Here is a 13,555-nt window from a genome sequence, read left to right as displayed (position 1 = left end):
CCCATAAGGTCATCATAAAACCATGATCCTTCTGATCGACAATTATGACAGCTTTACCTTCAATCTCGTCCATTATCTGGGCGAGTTGGGGGAGCGCTGCGATGTGCGCCGGAACGATTCTCTGACGGCAGAAGACGCCATGGCGCTCAAGCCGGAAGCAATCGTGCTCTCACCGGGCCCGTGTTCTCCTAATGAGGCCGGGATTTGTTGTGACCTGATTGCCGCCGCAGCCGGAAAGATCCCTGTTTTTGGTGTGTGTCTTGGGCATCAGGCCATCGGGCAGGTGTTTGGCGCGCAGGTGGTGCGGGCTCCCACGCCCATGCATGGCAAAATCAGCCCGGTCTTTCATGACGGGAAGGACGTTTTTGCTGGCCTTCCCAACCCATTCAACGCCACGCGCTATCATAGTCTGACGCTTGAGCCGTCAAGCATTCCGGACAGTCTGGATGTTACAGCCTGGACGGAAGACGGCATCATTATGGGGGTCTGCCATAAGCAGTTCCCCATTTCTGGCGTACAGTTTCATCCGGAAAGCATTGCGTCCGAATACGGACACGATCTTCTGCGGAACTTCCTTCAGGAAGCGCGTGCGTGGAACGAGAAGAAAACAGCGGCCTGACATGCCGGAAATCAAACCTTCCCCTTCGGAAAATCCGGACGCTTTTTTCACCACGATCCTGAACGCTCTCGCTCAGGGCAAAACACTATCCAGTGCCGAGGCTGAGGCCGCCTTTGGCATCATCATGGATGGCACTCTGCCTGCGGAGCGGGTCGCGGCCTTCCTGATGGGGCTGCGTGTGCGGGGGGAAGATGCAGGCGAGGTTCTGGGCGCAGTCACGGCGTTAAGGCGCCGCATGATCCCGGTCCCACAGATTCCGGCAGACACAATTGATGTCTGCGGCACAGGCGGTGACAATTACGGGACGCTGAATGTCTCCACAGCCGTAGCGTTTGTGCTGGCCGCTCTTGGTGTGCCGGTAGCAAAACATGGCAACCGCGCAGTTTCTTCCCGCGCCGGAGCCTCCGACGTGCTCCAGGCTCTGGGCGTTCCCTTGCTGGCTGACCCCGCAGAACTGTCCCGCCAACTCAACCTGCACAAACTGGTTTTTCTGGCTGCCCCCCATCATCACCCGGCCATGCGGCATGCTGCACCCGTTAGAAAAGCGCTGGGTATTCGCACCCTGTTCAATCTGCTGGGACCAATGGTCAATCCCGCCGGTGTGAAGCATCAGCTCATCGGAGTTTTTTCCGCAGAGTGGCTGAATCTGGTGGTTGATGTCCTGCATCGTCTCGGCTCGGAACGGGTCTGGGCCGTTTGTGGCCAGCCAGACGGGGAAACGCAGGGTATTGATGAACTGACACTGGCGGGCCCCACCCGTGTCGTCGCTCTTGAAAACGGCAGCAAGCACTCCCTTGTTGTACAGGCAGAAATGGCCGGTCTGCCGTATGCCCCGGTTTCCGCCATTCGGGGTGGTGATGCGCAGCACAATGCTCAGGTTCTGGAAGCCTTGCTCCGTGGTGCCCATGGGGCCTATCGTGATACTGTTTTGCTGAACGCGGCCTGCGCCCTGCACGTGGCCGGGCGACGTTCCATCCTGAAGGGTTTGCAGATAGACCCTCAGGCCTTCAGAGAGTGCGTGGCCGATGTCAGCCGCGTGCTAGATAACGGCGCCGCACTGGCGGTGCTCAATGGTTTGCGTACATCATCTTCTGGTACGCATGCTCAAGACATGACAGGATGATTATGAACGAAATACCCAATTCGTCCGCTGCCGGAAATTCTGACGTAGAGGCCGGTATTCAGGCAGACCATCTGCCGGATGTGCTCTCACGGATCTGCGCGCGGACAAGAGTTGAGGTTGAGCACCGTTCAACCCTTGTCTCTCTGAAAGAGATGATCGCCAAAGCGCAGGATGTGAAAGATGCACCGCGCGGGTTTGGGCGTGCCCTGAAGGAAAAGGCTGCCGACAGAACTGTCGGGCTGATTGCCGAAATCAAGAAGGCGTCTCCCTCAGCCGGCATCCTGCGTGAAGAGTTTGACCCCGCCCAGATTGCTGTCGGGTATGAGCAGGCTGGCGCTGCCTGCCTGTCCGTGCTGACGGAAAGCTCCTGCTTTCACGGCCAGAATGAAGACCTCCAGACCGCCCGTGCAGCGTGTTCTCTGCCGGTGCTGCGCAAGGACTTCATTCTTGACCCCTGGCAGGTTTATGAAAGCCGGGCGCTTGGGGCTGACTGCATTCTGATCATTATGTGCATCCTCACGGATGAAGAAGCTCTTGCACTGGTGGACCACGCCAAAGGGCTGGACATGGACGTGCTGGTGGAAGTGCATGATGAGGACGAACTGAACCGCGCCCTGGCCCTCGATACGTTCCTGATCGGCATTAATAACCGTAATCTCAAGACGTTGCAGACCGACATTGAGACCACAAAACGTCTCGCACCGCTGGTGCCGCCGGACCGGATTATTGTCTCCGAGAGCGGTATCAAAACGCATGGCGATGTGATGTCTCTGGCCGAGATTGGGGTTACAGGTTTTCTGGTTGGGGAATCTCTGCTCCGTCAGCCCGACCCCGGTCAGGCCGCGCGGGCTCTGCTGGGGTTTGCCTGACGTGTCTGAAAAGACGCTGACGCATCTCGATGCCTCAGGCCATGCTCACATGGTGGATATCTCGGAGAAGTCCGACACCCACCGGAAGGCGGTTGCAACGGGGAGTATCCTGATGCGGCCAGAGACCCTGAACATGATTGTTTCAAGGACGATGCCAAAAGGCGATGTGCTGGCGACTGCCCGTATTGCCGGCATCATGGCCGCCAAGAAAACTGCGGATATTATCCCGCTTTGCCACCCGTTAGCCCTCAGCCGCGTCTCGGTCGATCTGCTGCCGGCTGATGACAAAATCGAGATCACGGTTTCTGTTACAACAAAAGGCGCAACCGGCGTTGAAATGGAAGCGTTAACCGCAGTAAGTGCAGCGGCCCTCACTTTGTACGACATGTGCAAAGCGGTCGATCGCGGCATGAAGATTGACGGGATCAGGCTCCTGCATAAAAGCGGGGGACGGTCCGGCGACTATAATGCGGAATAATTGATAGGATCATGCAGGATTGAAGAGATAAACGACGCAAAATGCGGGTGGTTTCGTTTTTATAGATCCTGAATCCGCAAGACGAATTGTTCACAGTCATAGTTCTTAAACACAAAAGGAAAAACCGATGGCGGCGGCGCAAGAAAAAACAGCGCGTGTGGGAGGAAACGGCCCCTCCTTAACCCGTGAGCAATTCATGGACGCATTTCATGAGATGCTGCTGATACGTCGGTTTGAAGAAAAAGCCGGACAGCTTTACGGCATGGGGCTGATTGGCGGCTTTTGCCACCTGTATATCGGGCAGGAAGCCGTAGTGGTTGGCATCCAGATGACGCTTAAGGATGGTGATAAGCTCATCACGTCTTATCGTGACCACGGCCAGATGTTGGCTGCCGGTATGACGCCGCGTGGCGTGATGGCGGAACTGACGGGGCGTGCCACCGGGTATTCCCGCGGTAAAGGCGGCTCCATGCACATGTTCTCGCGTGAGAAGAATTTCTACGGCGGACACGGCATTGTCGGCGCGCAGGTTGCGCTGGGCATTGGTCTGGCTTTTGCCAACAAGTATCGCGGAACGGATGAAGTCTCCGTGGCCTACTTTGGGGATGGCGCTGCCAATCAGGGGCAGGTGTACGAAAGCTTTAACCTCGCCGCCCTACATAAACTGCCCTGCCTGTTTATTATTGAGAACAATCTTTACGGCATGGGGACCAGCGTGGAACGCGCTTCCGCGTCGCATGAACTCTGGCGGAATGGTGAGCCGTGGGGCATTCCCGGCCGGCGCGTAGATGGCATGGATATTGCCGCCGTGCATGAAGCCGCAGCCGAAGCCGTGGCACATTGCCGGGCAGGTAAGGGACCCTATCTGCTGGAAATGATGACCTATCGCTATCGCGGTCACTCCATGTCCGACCCGGCAAAATACCGCAAACGCGAGGAAGTGGATCAGATCCGCAAAACCCGTGATCCCATTGAACATGTGCGCCAGATTCTGCTGGACGCTGGTGTCGGTGAAGACAGCCTGCGCAAGATTGAAGATGACGTAAAAGCAACAGTGAACGATTCAGCTGAATTCGCGCAGACCAGCCCCGAGCCTGATCCTGCCGAGCTTTATACAGATGTGCTGCTAGAGGCGTAACGGATTATGGCGACAGACATTTTAATGCCCGCTCTTTCTCCGACCATGACGGAAGGAGCGCTAGCGCGTTGGGTTAAGGCCGAAGGCGATACAGTTTCCATTGGCGATGTGCTGGCTGAAATCGAAACCGATAAGGCAACCATGGAAGTGGAAGCCGTCGAAAACGGTATTCTGGGCCGTATTCTGGTGCCGGAAGGGACGCAGGATATTGCCGTCAATACGCCTATTGCCATTCTGGTTGCAGAAGGCGAGGCCGTTCCTGATGCAGCTGCGGCTACTCCGGCAGTAGCAGAGCCTGCAACAGCAACCGAAGAACCGGCTGCACAGCCATCTGCTGCGCCCGCAACACCGGCTGCGGCTCCTTTGAGCGCTCCCCAGCCGGAAAAAGACTGGGGACCGACAGCGGAAATCACCGTGCGTGAAGCCTTGCATGATGCCATGCAGGCCGAACTGCGTCGTGACCCGGACGTTTTCCTGATCGGGGAAGAAGTCGCGGAATATCAGGGCGCTTATAAAATTTCTCAGGGTTTGCTGGCCGAGTTTGGTGATAAGCGCGTGATTGACATGCCGATTACCGAACATGGCTTTACCGGCATGGCCGTTGGTGCAGCCCTGACGGGGCTTAAGCCGATTGTAGAGTTCATGACTATGAACTTCTCAATGCAAGCTATTGATCATATTATTAATTCCGCCGCTAAAACTCTGTATATGTCTGGCGGTCAGATGGGTTGCCCCATCGTGTTCCGCGGTCCCAATGGCGCAGCGGCACGCGTCGGAGCCCAGCATTCCCAGTGCTATGGCAGCTGGTATGCCCACGTTCCGGGTCTGAAAGTGGTTGCCCCCTGGTCCTCTGCCGACGCCAAAGGGCTTCTTCGCGCCGCTATTCGCGATCCGAACCCTGTTATTGTGCTTGAGAATGAAATTCTCTACGGACGCAAATTCCCATGTCCGGTGGATGAAGATTTCATCCTGCCCATCGGCAAGGCCAAGATTGAGCGGGAAGGGCGGGATGTGACCATCGTGACTTTCTCCATCATGGTCACCACGGCACTGGAAGCCGCTGAAGAACTGGCTCAGCAGGGGATTGAGGCCGAAGTCATCAATCTGCGGAGCCTGCGTCCGCTGGACACGGCCACGATTGTGGAAAGTGTCAAGAAGACAAGTCGTCTGGTCACGCTGGAAGAAGGTTGGCCGTTTGCCGGTATTGGCGCAGAAGTCGCCATGCAGGTGATTGAGCATGCGTTTGACTGGCTGGATGCCCCGCCGGCACGCGTCACTGGCGTGGATGTTCCGATGCCATTCGCCGCCAATCTTGAAAAACTGGCCCTGCCGCAGCCCGAGCACGTGGTTGAAGCCGTGCGTCGCCTGATCTGAGGAAAAAGAGATGGCTATAGAACTTCTTATGCCGGCCCTGTCACCCACCATGACAGAAGGCACACTGGCCCGCTGGGTTAAGGCGGAAGGCGAAAAGGTTGCGATTGGCGACGTGCTAGCCGAGATCGAAACCGACAAGGCGACCATGGAAGTGGAAGCCATTGAAGATGGCGTCCTCGGCCGCATTCTGGTGCCGGAAGGTACGCACGAAATCGCGGTGAACACGCCGATTGCCATTATGGTTTCAGAAGGCGAGGCCGTGCCGGAAGCCGGAGCGGTCAAACCCAAAAACTCTGCGCCGCCTGCACCAGTTGCTCAGCCCGCAACGGCACCGCAAGGCTCGGCTCCCGCCTCTGCGCCAGCCGCAACGCCTGTTGCACCCGTGGGTCAACCAGCCACAGGCAAGCGGATTGTTGCTTCGCCGCTGGCAAAGCGTGTTGCCAGCCAGAAAGGGCTGGATCTCTCCCGCATTAAAGGGACGGGTCCGAATGGTCGCATCGTGCGCCGGGATGTGGACAACGCTGCAGCACAAAGCACGGCAGCTCCGGCCACAGCAGCGGCTGAGGCTCCGGCTTCCACAAGCCGCACCGTGCCGCATTCCAGCATGCGCAAGGTCATTGCGCGCCGCCTGAGCGAAGCGAAAAGCACCATTCCGCACTTCTACGTCTCTGCGGATGTTGAACTGGATGCTCTGCTGGCTCTGCGTTCTCAGCTGAATGCAGCATCACCAGACGAAGGGCCTGACGCCTTCAAGCTGTCTGTTAATGACATGCTGGTCAAAGCGTCTGCCATCGCCCTCAAGCGGGTGCCGAACGTGAATGCCTCGTTCACAGATCAGGCGATGATCCTGCATGACAACGTGGATATTTCCATCGCTGTCTCCATTCCGGACGGGCTGATTACCCCCATCGTCAAGCATGTTGACCAGAAGAGCCTGAAGCAGATCAGTCAGGAGACCAAGGATCTGGTCAAGCGGGCGCGGGCTGGCAAACTGAAACCGGAAGAGTTTCAGGGCGGCACGTTCTCCATTTCCAACATGGGCATGTTTGGCGTGCGTGACTTCTCCGCCATTATCAACCCGCCACAGGCCGCCATTCTGGCCATTGCCGCAGGCAAGAAGCAGCCTGTTGTGAAGGGAAATGAGCTGGCGATTGCCACGGTCATGACGGTCACGCTCTCCGTTGACCATCGCGTGGTAGATGGCGCGGTTGCGGCAGAATGGCTCTCGGCCTTCCGGTCAGTGGTCGAATCTCCTCTGACACTTGTTCTTTAACATCGCGTTTGCAGGAAACGACCATGAGCGGAACGGATTTTGACATTATCATCGTGGGTGGTGGACCGGGTGGCTATGTTGCGGCATTGCGGGCCGCACAGCTCGGCCTGTCTGCCGCGGTGGTGGAAGCAAAGCATCTGGGCGGAATCTGCCTGAACTGGGGCTGTATCCCCACAAAGGCTCTTCTGCGCGCCTCTGAAATCAACCATCTTCTGCATGACCTCGGCACCTATGGGTTCAGTGCAGAAAAGGTGGGTTTTGATTTCTCGAAAATTGTCGCCCGCTCCAGAGCTGTATCCCAACAGCTTTCAGGCGGTGTCGCGCATCTGCTGAAGAAAGCCAAAGTTCCGGTTTTTGAAGGCTTCGGTAAGCTGGACGGCGTTACGGGCAGCAAGCGTAAAGTTCTGGTCACACCGGAAAAAGGCGCTCCTGTTACGCTGACGGCGAAGCACGTCATCCTTGCCACCGGCGCGCGCGCCCGCGTCCTACCGGGGCTGGAACCCGATGGAAAATTGATCTGGTCTTACAGGGAAGCTCTGGTGCCGGATGCTCTGCCGCGCCGCCTGCTGGTGATCGGCTCAGGAGCCATCGGCAGCGAGTTCGCCTCTTTTTATCGGAACATGGGCTCTGAGGTTACACTGGTAGAGGTCGCACCGCGTATCCTGCCAGTGGAAGATGAAGAGATCAGCGCACTGGCGCGCAAAGCCTTTGAAAAACAGGGCATGCGTGTACTGACCAGCGCCAAGGTCGGTCCTCTGCGTAAATCCGATACGGATGTCACCGTGCCGGTCGAAGTCAACGGCAAGACCGAAGAGTTCACGGTCGATCGCGTGATCTCAGCGGTCGGGATTGTCGGGAATGTCGAGAAGATTGGTCTGGAAGGCACCAAGATCAAAACCGACCGCACACATGTGGTCACGGATGCTCTGTGCCGCACGGGTGAGCCGGGTGTGTACGCCATTGGTGATCTGGCGGGTGCCCCATGGCTTGCTCACAAAGCCAGCCATGAGGCTGTGATGTGCGTAGATGCCATCGCAGGAAAGCAGGTTCATCCTATTGATATTACAAAAATTCCCGGATGCACCTACTGCCGCCCTCAGATTGCTTCTGTAGGGTATACGGAAGCCCGCGCCAAAGAGGCTGGCTATAAAGTGCGCGTCGGCAAATTCCCGCTGCTCGCCAATGGCAAGGCTCTGGCCATGGGTGAACCGGATGGACTGGTGAAGACCGTCTTTGATGCCCAGACCGGTGAGCTTCTGGGAGCCCACATGATTGGGGCTGAAGTGACGGAAATGATTCAGGGTTACGTCATTGCCCGCACGGGAGAGCTGACGGAAGCTGAACTGGCTGAAACCATCTTCCCGCATCCGACCATTTCTGAATCCATGCACGAAGCCGTGCTGGCTGCTTACGACGGCGCACTACACTTCTAGTCGAAAAGCAGGCGGCCGCCGCTCTCGTGGGTGTGATGCCGTCTGATACGCCACCAGGAGCGTTCTACCTTGACGCAGGAGTAAGAGCGTTCCAGTTGTTTTTAACCCGGAGTGTGGGAGCGGGCGATATCATGTCTACACGCGTCTTGATTGATCATCGGAAGGGCGGGGCAAGTAAAGTCCGCCATCCGGAAAAGGCACACCGGCCAGACAATCCGATTGCCCGTAAACCTGAATGGATCCGCGTTAAGGCTCCAACGCATCCTGTCTATCACGAGACGCGCAAGCTGATGCGGGACAACCGTCTGGTGACGGTGTGTGAGGAAGCGGCTTGCCCCAATATTGGGGAATGCTGGTCCCAGCGCCACGCCACCATGATGATTATGGGGGAAATCTGCACACGCGCCTGTTCCTTCTGCAATGTGACCACAGGCCTGCCGCATGCTCTGGATGCGGATGAACCGGCCCGCGTGGCCGAGGCTGTTGCCAAACTGGGGCTGCGCCATGTGGTGATTACATCCGTGGACCGGGACGATCTGGAAGATGGCGGCGCACGGCATTTTGCACAGGTCATCACGTCCATCCGCGAAGCTGCACCCGACACAACCATTGAAATTCTGACACCTGATTTTTTACGCAAGAACAATGCTTTAGAGATTGTTGTTGAAGCGCGACCTGATGTTTTCAACCACAATCTTGAAACAGTGCCGCGTCTGTATCCAAGCATTCGTCCGGGGGCCCGTTACTACCAGTCCATGCGCCTGCTGGACCGTGTCAAACAGCTGGATGGCTCCATCTTCACCAAGTCCGGCCTGATGCTGGGGCTGGGGGAAGAGAGGATGGAAATCGCTCAGGTCATGGATGATCTGCGTATTGCAGATGTGGATTTTATTACGATGGGCCAGTATTTGCAGCCTACGGTGAAACACGCGGCGGTTGCCCGTTTTGTCACCCCCACTGAGTTTGAGGAGTATGGCGCCATGGCCCGCGTCAAAGGTTTTCTTCAGGTCAGTTCCAGCCCACTGACCCGTTCATCCTACCATGCTGATGCCGATTTTGCTGAACTGCAGCAAACGCGCAATGCCCGTCTGGCGGGAGCGCACTGATGCCTAAACACGCAGAAAAGCGTGTTCTCGCGTATCGGGCCGACCAGATTTTTGATCTTGTTGCAGATGTTGGCCGCTATCCCGAGTTTTTGCCGTGGTGCGTTGCGGCCCGCGTTAGGACCCGCACAGCAACCGAGCTGGTGGCGGACCTGACTGTCGGGTTTGGGCCGTTCCGGGAGAGTTTTACCTCCCGTGTTACGCTTAACCGGCCTGGCACCATTATGGTGCAGTATGAAAAGGGGCCGTTCCGCTACCTCAGGAATGTCTGGAAATTCACCCCGGATCCACGAGGCTGCCTGGTCGAATTTTTTGTTGATTTTGAATTCCGCTCCCGCATCCTTCAGGCCGCTATCGGCGTTGTATTCGGGGAAGCAGTCCGCCTTATGGTCTCAGCTTTTCTGCGGCGCGCGCGCGAGGTTTACGGGCCACCAGAGACAGCAGCCACCTTGCCGGAAGAGCATCCTGTCGCACAATAGTTCTCAAAAAGAACGGTTTAGGTTAAACGCTCTAAAATACGCTGGGTGATTGTTACAGGCCGCAACTTTCTGTAGATTACTAATCTGTTGGAAAGTTGCTTTTTTGTAAAAGCACTTCAGCGTTTTGGATAAGGACTGATGTTTATGAAAAAATTCTTTGCTGCTACAGCGCTTGTTACTGCCACACTGGCTGCAAGCCCGGTTTTTGCTGCTACGCATCATGACCACGCACACAAACACGCAGCACACTGCTCTGGCACAAAATGTGTTGCCGAAGCGAAAGCTGCCAACAGTGATTCCGCAACGGACGACCTGAACAACCAGAGCCTGAACGCTGCACAGCGCGCCAATGCTCCGGCTTTTGCTGCTGCCCCGACTGCTCCGGTTGCTGCACCTGTTCCGGGTGCCACGGTTGCTGTTCCGGCCGCTGGTACGGGCGTTACGGTTCCGGCTGCTCCGGCTGCCCCCACCATGCCGAACGTGACGGCTCCTGCAGTCCCGGCCGCTCCGGCTGTTCCGACCGCAACTGTGCCGGCTAACGCTCCGGCTGCTGGTCAGTAAAAAGCGTCAACACTCTGAAAATGCAGTTTAATCTGCAATGACAGCGTGTAGCAAAGAGCGTCAGAGGGATATCCTTCTGGCGCTCTTTTTATGTGGTCCACGCTTAATCAAGCCGCTGCGCTACAAGGGCAAGGGCATACAGAGCAGCCTGAGAGCGAACCTCTGTGCGATCGCCTTTAAAAATCCGGGCTTCCGCTCGTACATCGCCACCACGCACGGCCGTGCCAAACCAGACCAGCCCCACAGGCTTGTCTGCTGAACCGCCACCTGGACCGGCTATACCGGAAACGGAAACGGAATGCGTTGCCTCCTTAGCAATACTCAGCGCGCCGTCCGCCATCTCCCGGACTGTTTCCGCACTCACAGCGCCAAATTGCCGTAACGTATCTGCCCGAACACCCAGAACAGACTGCTTCATGCTGTTAGAGTAGGTCACAAGACCGCCTTCGGTCACATCTGAAGAGCCTGCGTGATGGGTCAGCAGTGCAGCAACCAGCCCTCCCGTGCAACTCTCTGCCGTCACCACTTTGGCCTGAGCCCGCCGGAGTGCTTCCAGCAGCCTTGCAGACTGCTGTATCAGTTCGCCAGAAAGCTCTGACGTCAGAAGGGAGGAGAGCATAGCAGTCAGCCTTTAGAGGAGGGCAGGTGACGCGCCAGCAGACGCCCAGCCTTGATGCAGGCCGCAGCCATGATACCTGCTACCAGATCATCCCCCATGATGCCTGTCGCACCATGCTTGCGGTCCAGATAGCCAACCGGACCGGGCTTTTTGATATCGAACAAGCGGAAAAGGGCAAAAGCCAGAACGGAAAGCCCGAGGCTTTTCCGGACAGCGGCAGGATCTTCCGCGTCTTCGGGCAGACAAGCCAGTAGACTGACCCACATGCCGGCGACTTCATCAATCACAATCCAGCTGTGATCTTCTCCTTCTCCGGCACGGTCCGCTGCCCACCAGCCTGCGACGGAGACCACACCGATGGCCCCCAGCAAGACCTTTGGACGCTTGAGGAGGGGGAGCCCAAGCAACAAAGCCGCCAGAGACCCCACAGTGCCGGGCGCACGCGGTGCCAGACCGCATCCGCCGAACGTTGCCAGAAAACGGGATGGTGTCATGCTCATTTCCCCATAGCCGTATAGATCGTCATGTTTTCCCAGACACGCTGGACGTAATTCCGGGTTTCCGAGAAGGGAATGCTTTCAATCCAGTCGATCATCTCGTCCTGCGAGGCCCCGCTGCGGGCCGGGTCTCCGGCAGCTGCCAGCCAGCGTGAGAGACGGCCCGGACCACCGTTATAAGCGGCGGCCATATAAGGCACCACATTGCCGAATTTATCCTGCAGATAAGACAGATAAGCCGCACCCAGCGCCATATTATTTTCCGGATCATGCAGGCCGGATGCTGTCGCGGCAGAGGCCGGAACGCCCGCTCTGCGTACCATATCCCCCGCCGTAGACGGCTTGAGCTGCATCAGGCCAATAGCGTTGGACGAACTGATTGCATCGGGATTGAAATTACTTTCCTGACGAGACAGCCCCAGCACCAAGCCAGACGGAAGCCCTGTGGCTGGCGGCGTATAGGGAGCAGGCCAGCCAGAGTGGAGCAGGAACAGTCCGTCACGACCAACCTGACGAGATACCGAGACGGCCACATCAGGCAGGTTCAGACGCATAGCCAGATCACACAGGGCCAGTCGATCGGACAGAGATACTAACTGCTGGCTGAGCAGCATCAGGAAGTCCCGTGCGTGCGACTTATCACCCCAGGACACAAGCAGTTGGGCCGCCTGAACCAGATCACTCCCGGCAAGGCGGCTGGCTGATGCCGTAGGCTCTCGTTCCGCCGCCAGAGCTTTTACAATGGCAGGCGGGATATGGTCGGGAGCCAGCAGCGTGGTTTCATTCCCAGCCAGCTTAGCTGCGGCCATCTGGCCGTAAAACGTTCCGGGATAACTTGCGGCTTTCTGCCAGTCCGCCTGCGCTGAGGCGTTATCCTGCGCGGCCAGACGGGCGCGCCCAAGCCAGTAAAACCCACGACTTTTGGTAATAAGTGCTGAAGAGTCGGCCAGTGGCTTGAAAAAGACATCAGCCTGCGTCGGGTTGTGCAATTTTTGCAGCGCGATCCATCCGCTTAGAAATTGCGCATCCAGACGGGTGGCTCCCGAGACGGTAGTATCATTCGCCAGAAACAGCGCGTCCTCATTTTGCCCGGTCTGCACCAGTTCACGCGCCAGCGCATCGCGCTCCCGCCAGAAGGCCGGATAGCGCGCTTTGGCTTCCGCCTGCACACCGGCAGATTTCCAGAGTGCCGCGGCATCCGTGTCACGCTTCTGGGTGCGCAACCAGCGGAGATGGTCGAGAATCAGATAAGGATCTGTGGCCTCAGAGGCGGGCAGGGCGGCTGCTAATGCTTCCGCACTGGCATCATTCGCGCGAAAAGCCAGTCGGGCCTGAGCCTGTTTTTGCCGGGATGTACTCAGATAGGGCACTGTCTGGCGCGCTGCCGCCAGCAGACCAGCTTTTTCTTCCCGGTTAAACCGCAGCCAGGAGGCTTCCTGCGTCAGAACCTGAGGAAACGCGCCCGACAAGGTCGACGCCGCGGCAGATGCATCGTTACCATTCATCCAGGCTTGCTTTGCCTCTGCGGCAAGATGGCTTGAAAGCCCTGAATTTGACGCGCCAACCTGAACTGCACATTGCGCGAGTGCAGGGCCGTAGGTCAGTGTTTGCTCACAGAGCCGCCCGAGAACCGCAGGGTCGGTCTCCTTAGCCAGAGCCTGCTGCATGCGGGACTGCAGGAGTTGCCAGCGCGGCCAGACGGGGCGGGTTTTCAGAAAATCTGCATACTCTTGCGCGCTGGCATGCGGAGAGCCGACAAGACTGAGCCAGACGGTCAGACGATCAGAGACTGAGCGAGAAACGCCCGCCTGTGATGAGGATAACGCCACAGGCTGAGACTGGGGCTCTACAGGCGCAGACTGGACGGTAGGCGTCGCCGTTTCCGGCGGGGCCGAACACGCGCTTAAAAGTAGAAAAGCCAGCGGCAGAACTGCCTGCCGGCGCCATGCGGAAGAATGTGAAAATGCCATTCCCGGAAGATCAGCGATC

General features: G+C 57.6%; 14 protein-coding genes. 11 read left to right on the top strand and 3 right to left on the bottom strand.

The window, feature by feature from the left end; translation table 11 throughout:
* Positions 1-22 precede the first annotated feature (22 nt).
* The 11 genes from AD930_RS14460 (at position 23) to AD930_RS14410 (ending at position 10,450) form a co-directional block, all read left to right on the top strand.
* Positions 23-619, top strand: a complete 597-nt coding sequence (locus AD930_RS14460) for an anthranilate synthase component II (RefSeq protein ID WP_061503088.1) — start codon at positions 23-25, stop codon at positions 617-619.
* Position 620: 1 nt separating this feature from the next.
* The gene (trpD, locus tag AD930_RS14455; protein ID WP_061506802.1) at positions 621-1,742 is read left to right on the top strand and encodes an anthranilate phosphoribosyltransferase; all 1,122 of its coding nucleotides are present in this window, start codon (positions 621-623) and stop codon (positions 1,740-1,742) included.
* Positions 1,743-1,744: 2 nt separating this feature from the next.
* The gene (trpC, locus tag AD930_RS14450) at positions 1,745-2,611 is read left to right on the top strand and encodes an indole-3-glycerol phosphate synthase TrpC (protein ID WP_043553422.1); all 867 of its coding nucleotides are present in this window, start codon (positions 1,745-1,747) and stop codon (positions 2,609-2,611) included.
* Between the two features lies 1 nt (position 2,612).
* Entirely contained in the window at positions 2,613-3,089 is a 477-nt protein-coding gene (gene moaC / locus AD930_RS14445; RefSeq protein ID WP_061506801.1) for a cyclic pyranopterin monophosphate synthase MoaC, read from the top strand.
* A 127-nt stretch (positions 3,090-3,216) separates the two neighbouring features.
* The gene (gene pdhA / locus AD930_RS14440; RefSeq protein ID WP_061490622.1) at positions 3,217-4,227 is read left to right on the top strand and encodes a pyruvate dehydrogenase (acetyl-transferring) E1 component subunit alpha; all 1,011 of its coding nucleotides are present in this window, start codon (positions 3,217-3,219) and stop codon (positions 4,225-4,227) included.
* A gap of 6 nt (positions 4,228-4,233) precedes the next feature.
* Complete coding sequence (locus AD930_RS14435) at positions 4,234-5,601, top strand: pyruvate dehydrogenase complex E1 component subunit beta (RefSeq protein WP_061506800.1); 1,368 nt, start codon at positions 4,234-4,236, stop codon at positions 5,599-5,601.
* Between the two features lie 10 nt (positions 5,602-5,611).
* On the top strand, positions 5,612-6,874 hold the full coding sequence (locus AD930_RS14430; protein ID WP_061506799.1) for a pyruvate dehydrogenase complex dihydrolipoamide acetyltransferase: 1,263 nt from the start codon (positions 5,612-5,614) through the stop codon (positions 6,872-6,874).
* Positions 6,875-6,897: 23 nt separating this feature from the next.
* The gene (gene lpdA / locus AD930_RS14425) at positions 6,898-8,307 is read left to right on the top strand and encodes a dihydrolipoyl dehydrogenase (RefSeq protein WP_061506798.1); all 1,410 of its coding nucleotides are present in this window, start codon (positions 6,898-6,900) and stop codon (positions 8,305-8,307) included.
* A 131-nt stretch (positions 8,308-8,438) separates the two neighbouring features.
* Positions 8,439-9,413 carry a lipoyl synthase gene (lipA, locus tag AD930_RS14420; RefSeq protein WP_061506972.1) on the top strand — a complete coding sequence of 325 codons (975 nt, stop codon included), beginning with the start codon at positions 8,439-8,441 and terminating at the stop codon, positions 9,411-9,413.
* Positions 9,413-9,889, top strand: a complete 477-nt coding sequence (locus AD930_RS14415; protein WP_043552660.1) for a type II toxin-antitoxin system RatA family toxin — start codon at positions 9,413-9,415, stop codon at positions 9,887-9,889. The genes lipA and AD930_RS14415 overlap by 1 nt, the downstream gene beginning before the upstream one ends.
* A gap of 144 nt (positions 9,890-10,033) precedes the next feature.
* Positions 10,034-10,450: a hypothetical protein gene (locus tag AD930_RS14410; RefSeq protein ID WP_244150607.1), complete on the top strand. Its 417-nt coding sequence runs from the start codon at positions 10,034-10,036 to the stop codon at positions 10,448-10,450.
* Positions 10,451-10,553: 103 nt separating this feature from the next.
* Here AD930_RS14410 and AD930_RS14405 read toward each other — a convergent pair whose 3' ends face one another.
* From AD930_RS14405 to AD930_RS14395, 3 genes are read right to left on the bottom strand one after another with little or no spacing between them, the layout of a single operon-like run.
* Positions 10,554-11,069 (bottom strand): CinA family protein, encoded by a 516-nt coding sequence (locus AD930_RS14405; protein ID WP_082781913.1) that lies wholly within the window; start codon positions 11,067-11,069, stop codon positions 10,554-10,556.
* Positions 11,070-11,074: 5 nt separating this feature from the next.
* Positions 11,075-11,563, bottom strand: coding sequence for a phosphatidylglycerophosphatase A family protein (locus AD930_RS14400; RefSeq protein ID WP_061506971.1), 489 nt, complete (start codon positions 11,561-11,563; stop codon positions 11,075-11,077).
* Positions 11,564-11,565: 2 nt separating this feature from the next.
* A complete protein-coding gene (locus AD930_RS14395) occupies positions 11,566-13,536 on the bottom strand; it encodes a lytic transglycosylase domain-containing protein (protein ID WP_061506796.1) in 1,971 nt (656 codons plus the stop codon).
* Positions 13,537-13,555: the final 19 nt, after the last annotated feature.

It is taken from the genome of Acetobacter malorum (assembly GCF_001580615.1).
GTDB lineage: Bacteria > Pseudomonadota > Alphaproteobacteria > Acetobacterales > Acetobacteraceae > Acetobacter > Acetobacter malorum.
The sequence above is the reverse complement of the archived record's forward strand: the minus strand, read 5'-3'. Positions and strand labels throughout refer to the sequence as shown.

What these genes read in the sequence shown, in the direction of transcription:
- trpC (WP_043553422.1), top strand. Translation starts at nt 1,745, where the DNA reads ATGAACGAAATACCCAATTCGTCCGCTGCCGGAAATTCTGACGTAGAG.
- AD930_RS14410 (WP_244150607.1), top strand. Translation starts at nt 10,034, where the DNA reads ATGAAAAAATTCTTTGCTGCTACAGCGCTTGTTACTGCCACACTGGCT.
- pdhA (WP_061490622.1), top strand. Translation starts at nt 3,217, where the DNA reads ATGGCGGCGGCGCAAGAAAAAACAGCGCGTGTGGGAGGAAACGGCCCC.
- AD930_RS14460 (WP_061503088.1), top strand. Translation starts at nt 23, where the DNA reads ATGATCCTTCTGATCGACAATTATGACAGCTTTACCTTCAATCTCGTC.
- lipA (WP_061506972.1), top strand. Translation starts at nt 8,439, where the DNA reads ATGTCTACACGCGTCTTGATTGATCATCGGAAGGGCGGGGCAAGTAAA.
- AD930_RS14395 (WP_061506796.1), bottom strand. Translation starts at nt 13,536, where the DNA reads ATGGCATTTTCACATTCTTCCGCATGGCGCCGGCAGGCAGTTCTGCCG.
- AD930_RS14435 (WP_061506800.1), top strand. Translation starts at nt 4,234, where the DNA reads ATGGCGACAGACATTTTAATGCCCGCTCTTTCTCCGACCATGACGGAA.
- AD930_RS14400 (WP_061506971.1), bottom strand. Translation starts at nt 11,563, where the DNA reads ATGACACCATCCCGTTTTCTGGCAACGTTCGGCGGATGCGGTCTGGCA.
- AD930_RS14415 (WP_043552660.1), top strand. Translation starts at nt 9,413, where the DNA reads ATGCCTAAACACGCAGAAAAGCGTGTTCTCGCGTATCGGGCCGACCAG.
- AD930_RS14430 (WP_061506799.1), top strand. Translation starts at nt 5,612, where the DNA reads ATGGCTATAGAACTTCTTATGCCGGCCCTGTCACCCACCATGACAGAA.
- trpD (WP_061506802.1), top strand. Translation starts at nt 621, where the DNA reads ATGCCGGAAATCAAACCTTCCCCTTCGGAAAATCCGGACGCTTTTTTC.
- AD930_RS14405 (WP_082781913.1), bottom strand. Translation starts at nt 11,069, where the DNA reads ATGCTCTCCTCCCTTCTGACGTCAGAGCTTTCTGGCGAACTGATACAG.
- lpdA (WP_061506798.1), top strand. Translation starts at nt 6,898, where the DNA reads ATGAGCGGAACGGATTTTGACATTATCATCGTGGGTGGTGGACCGGGT.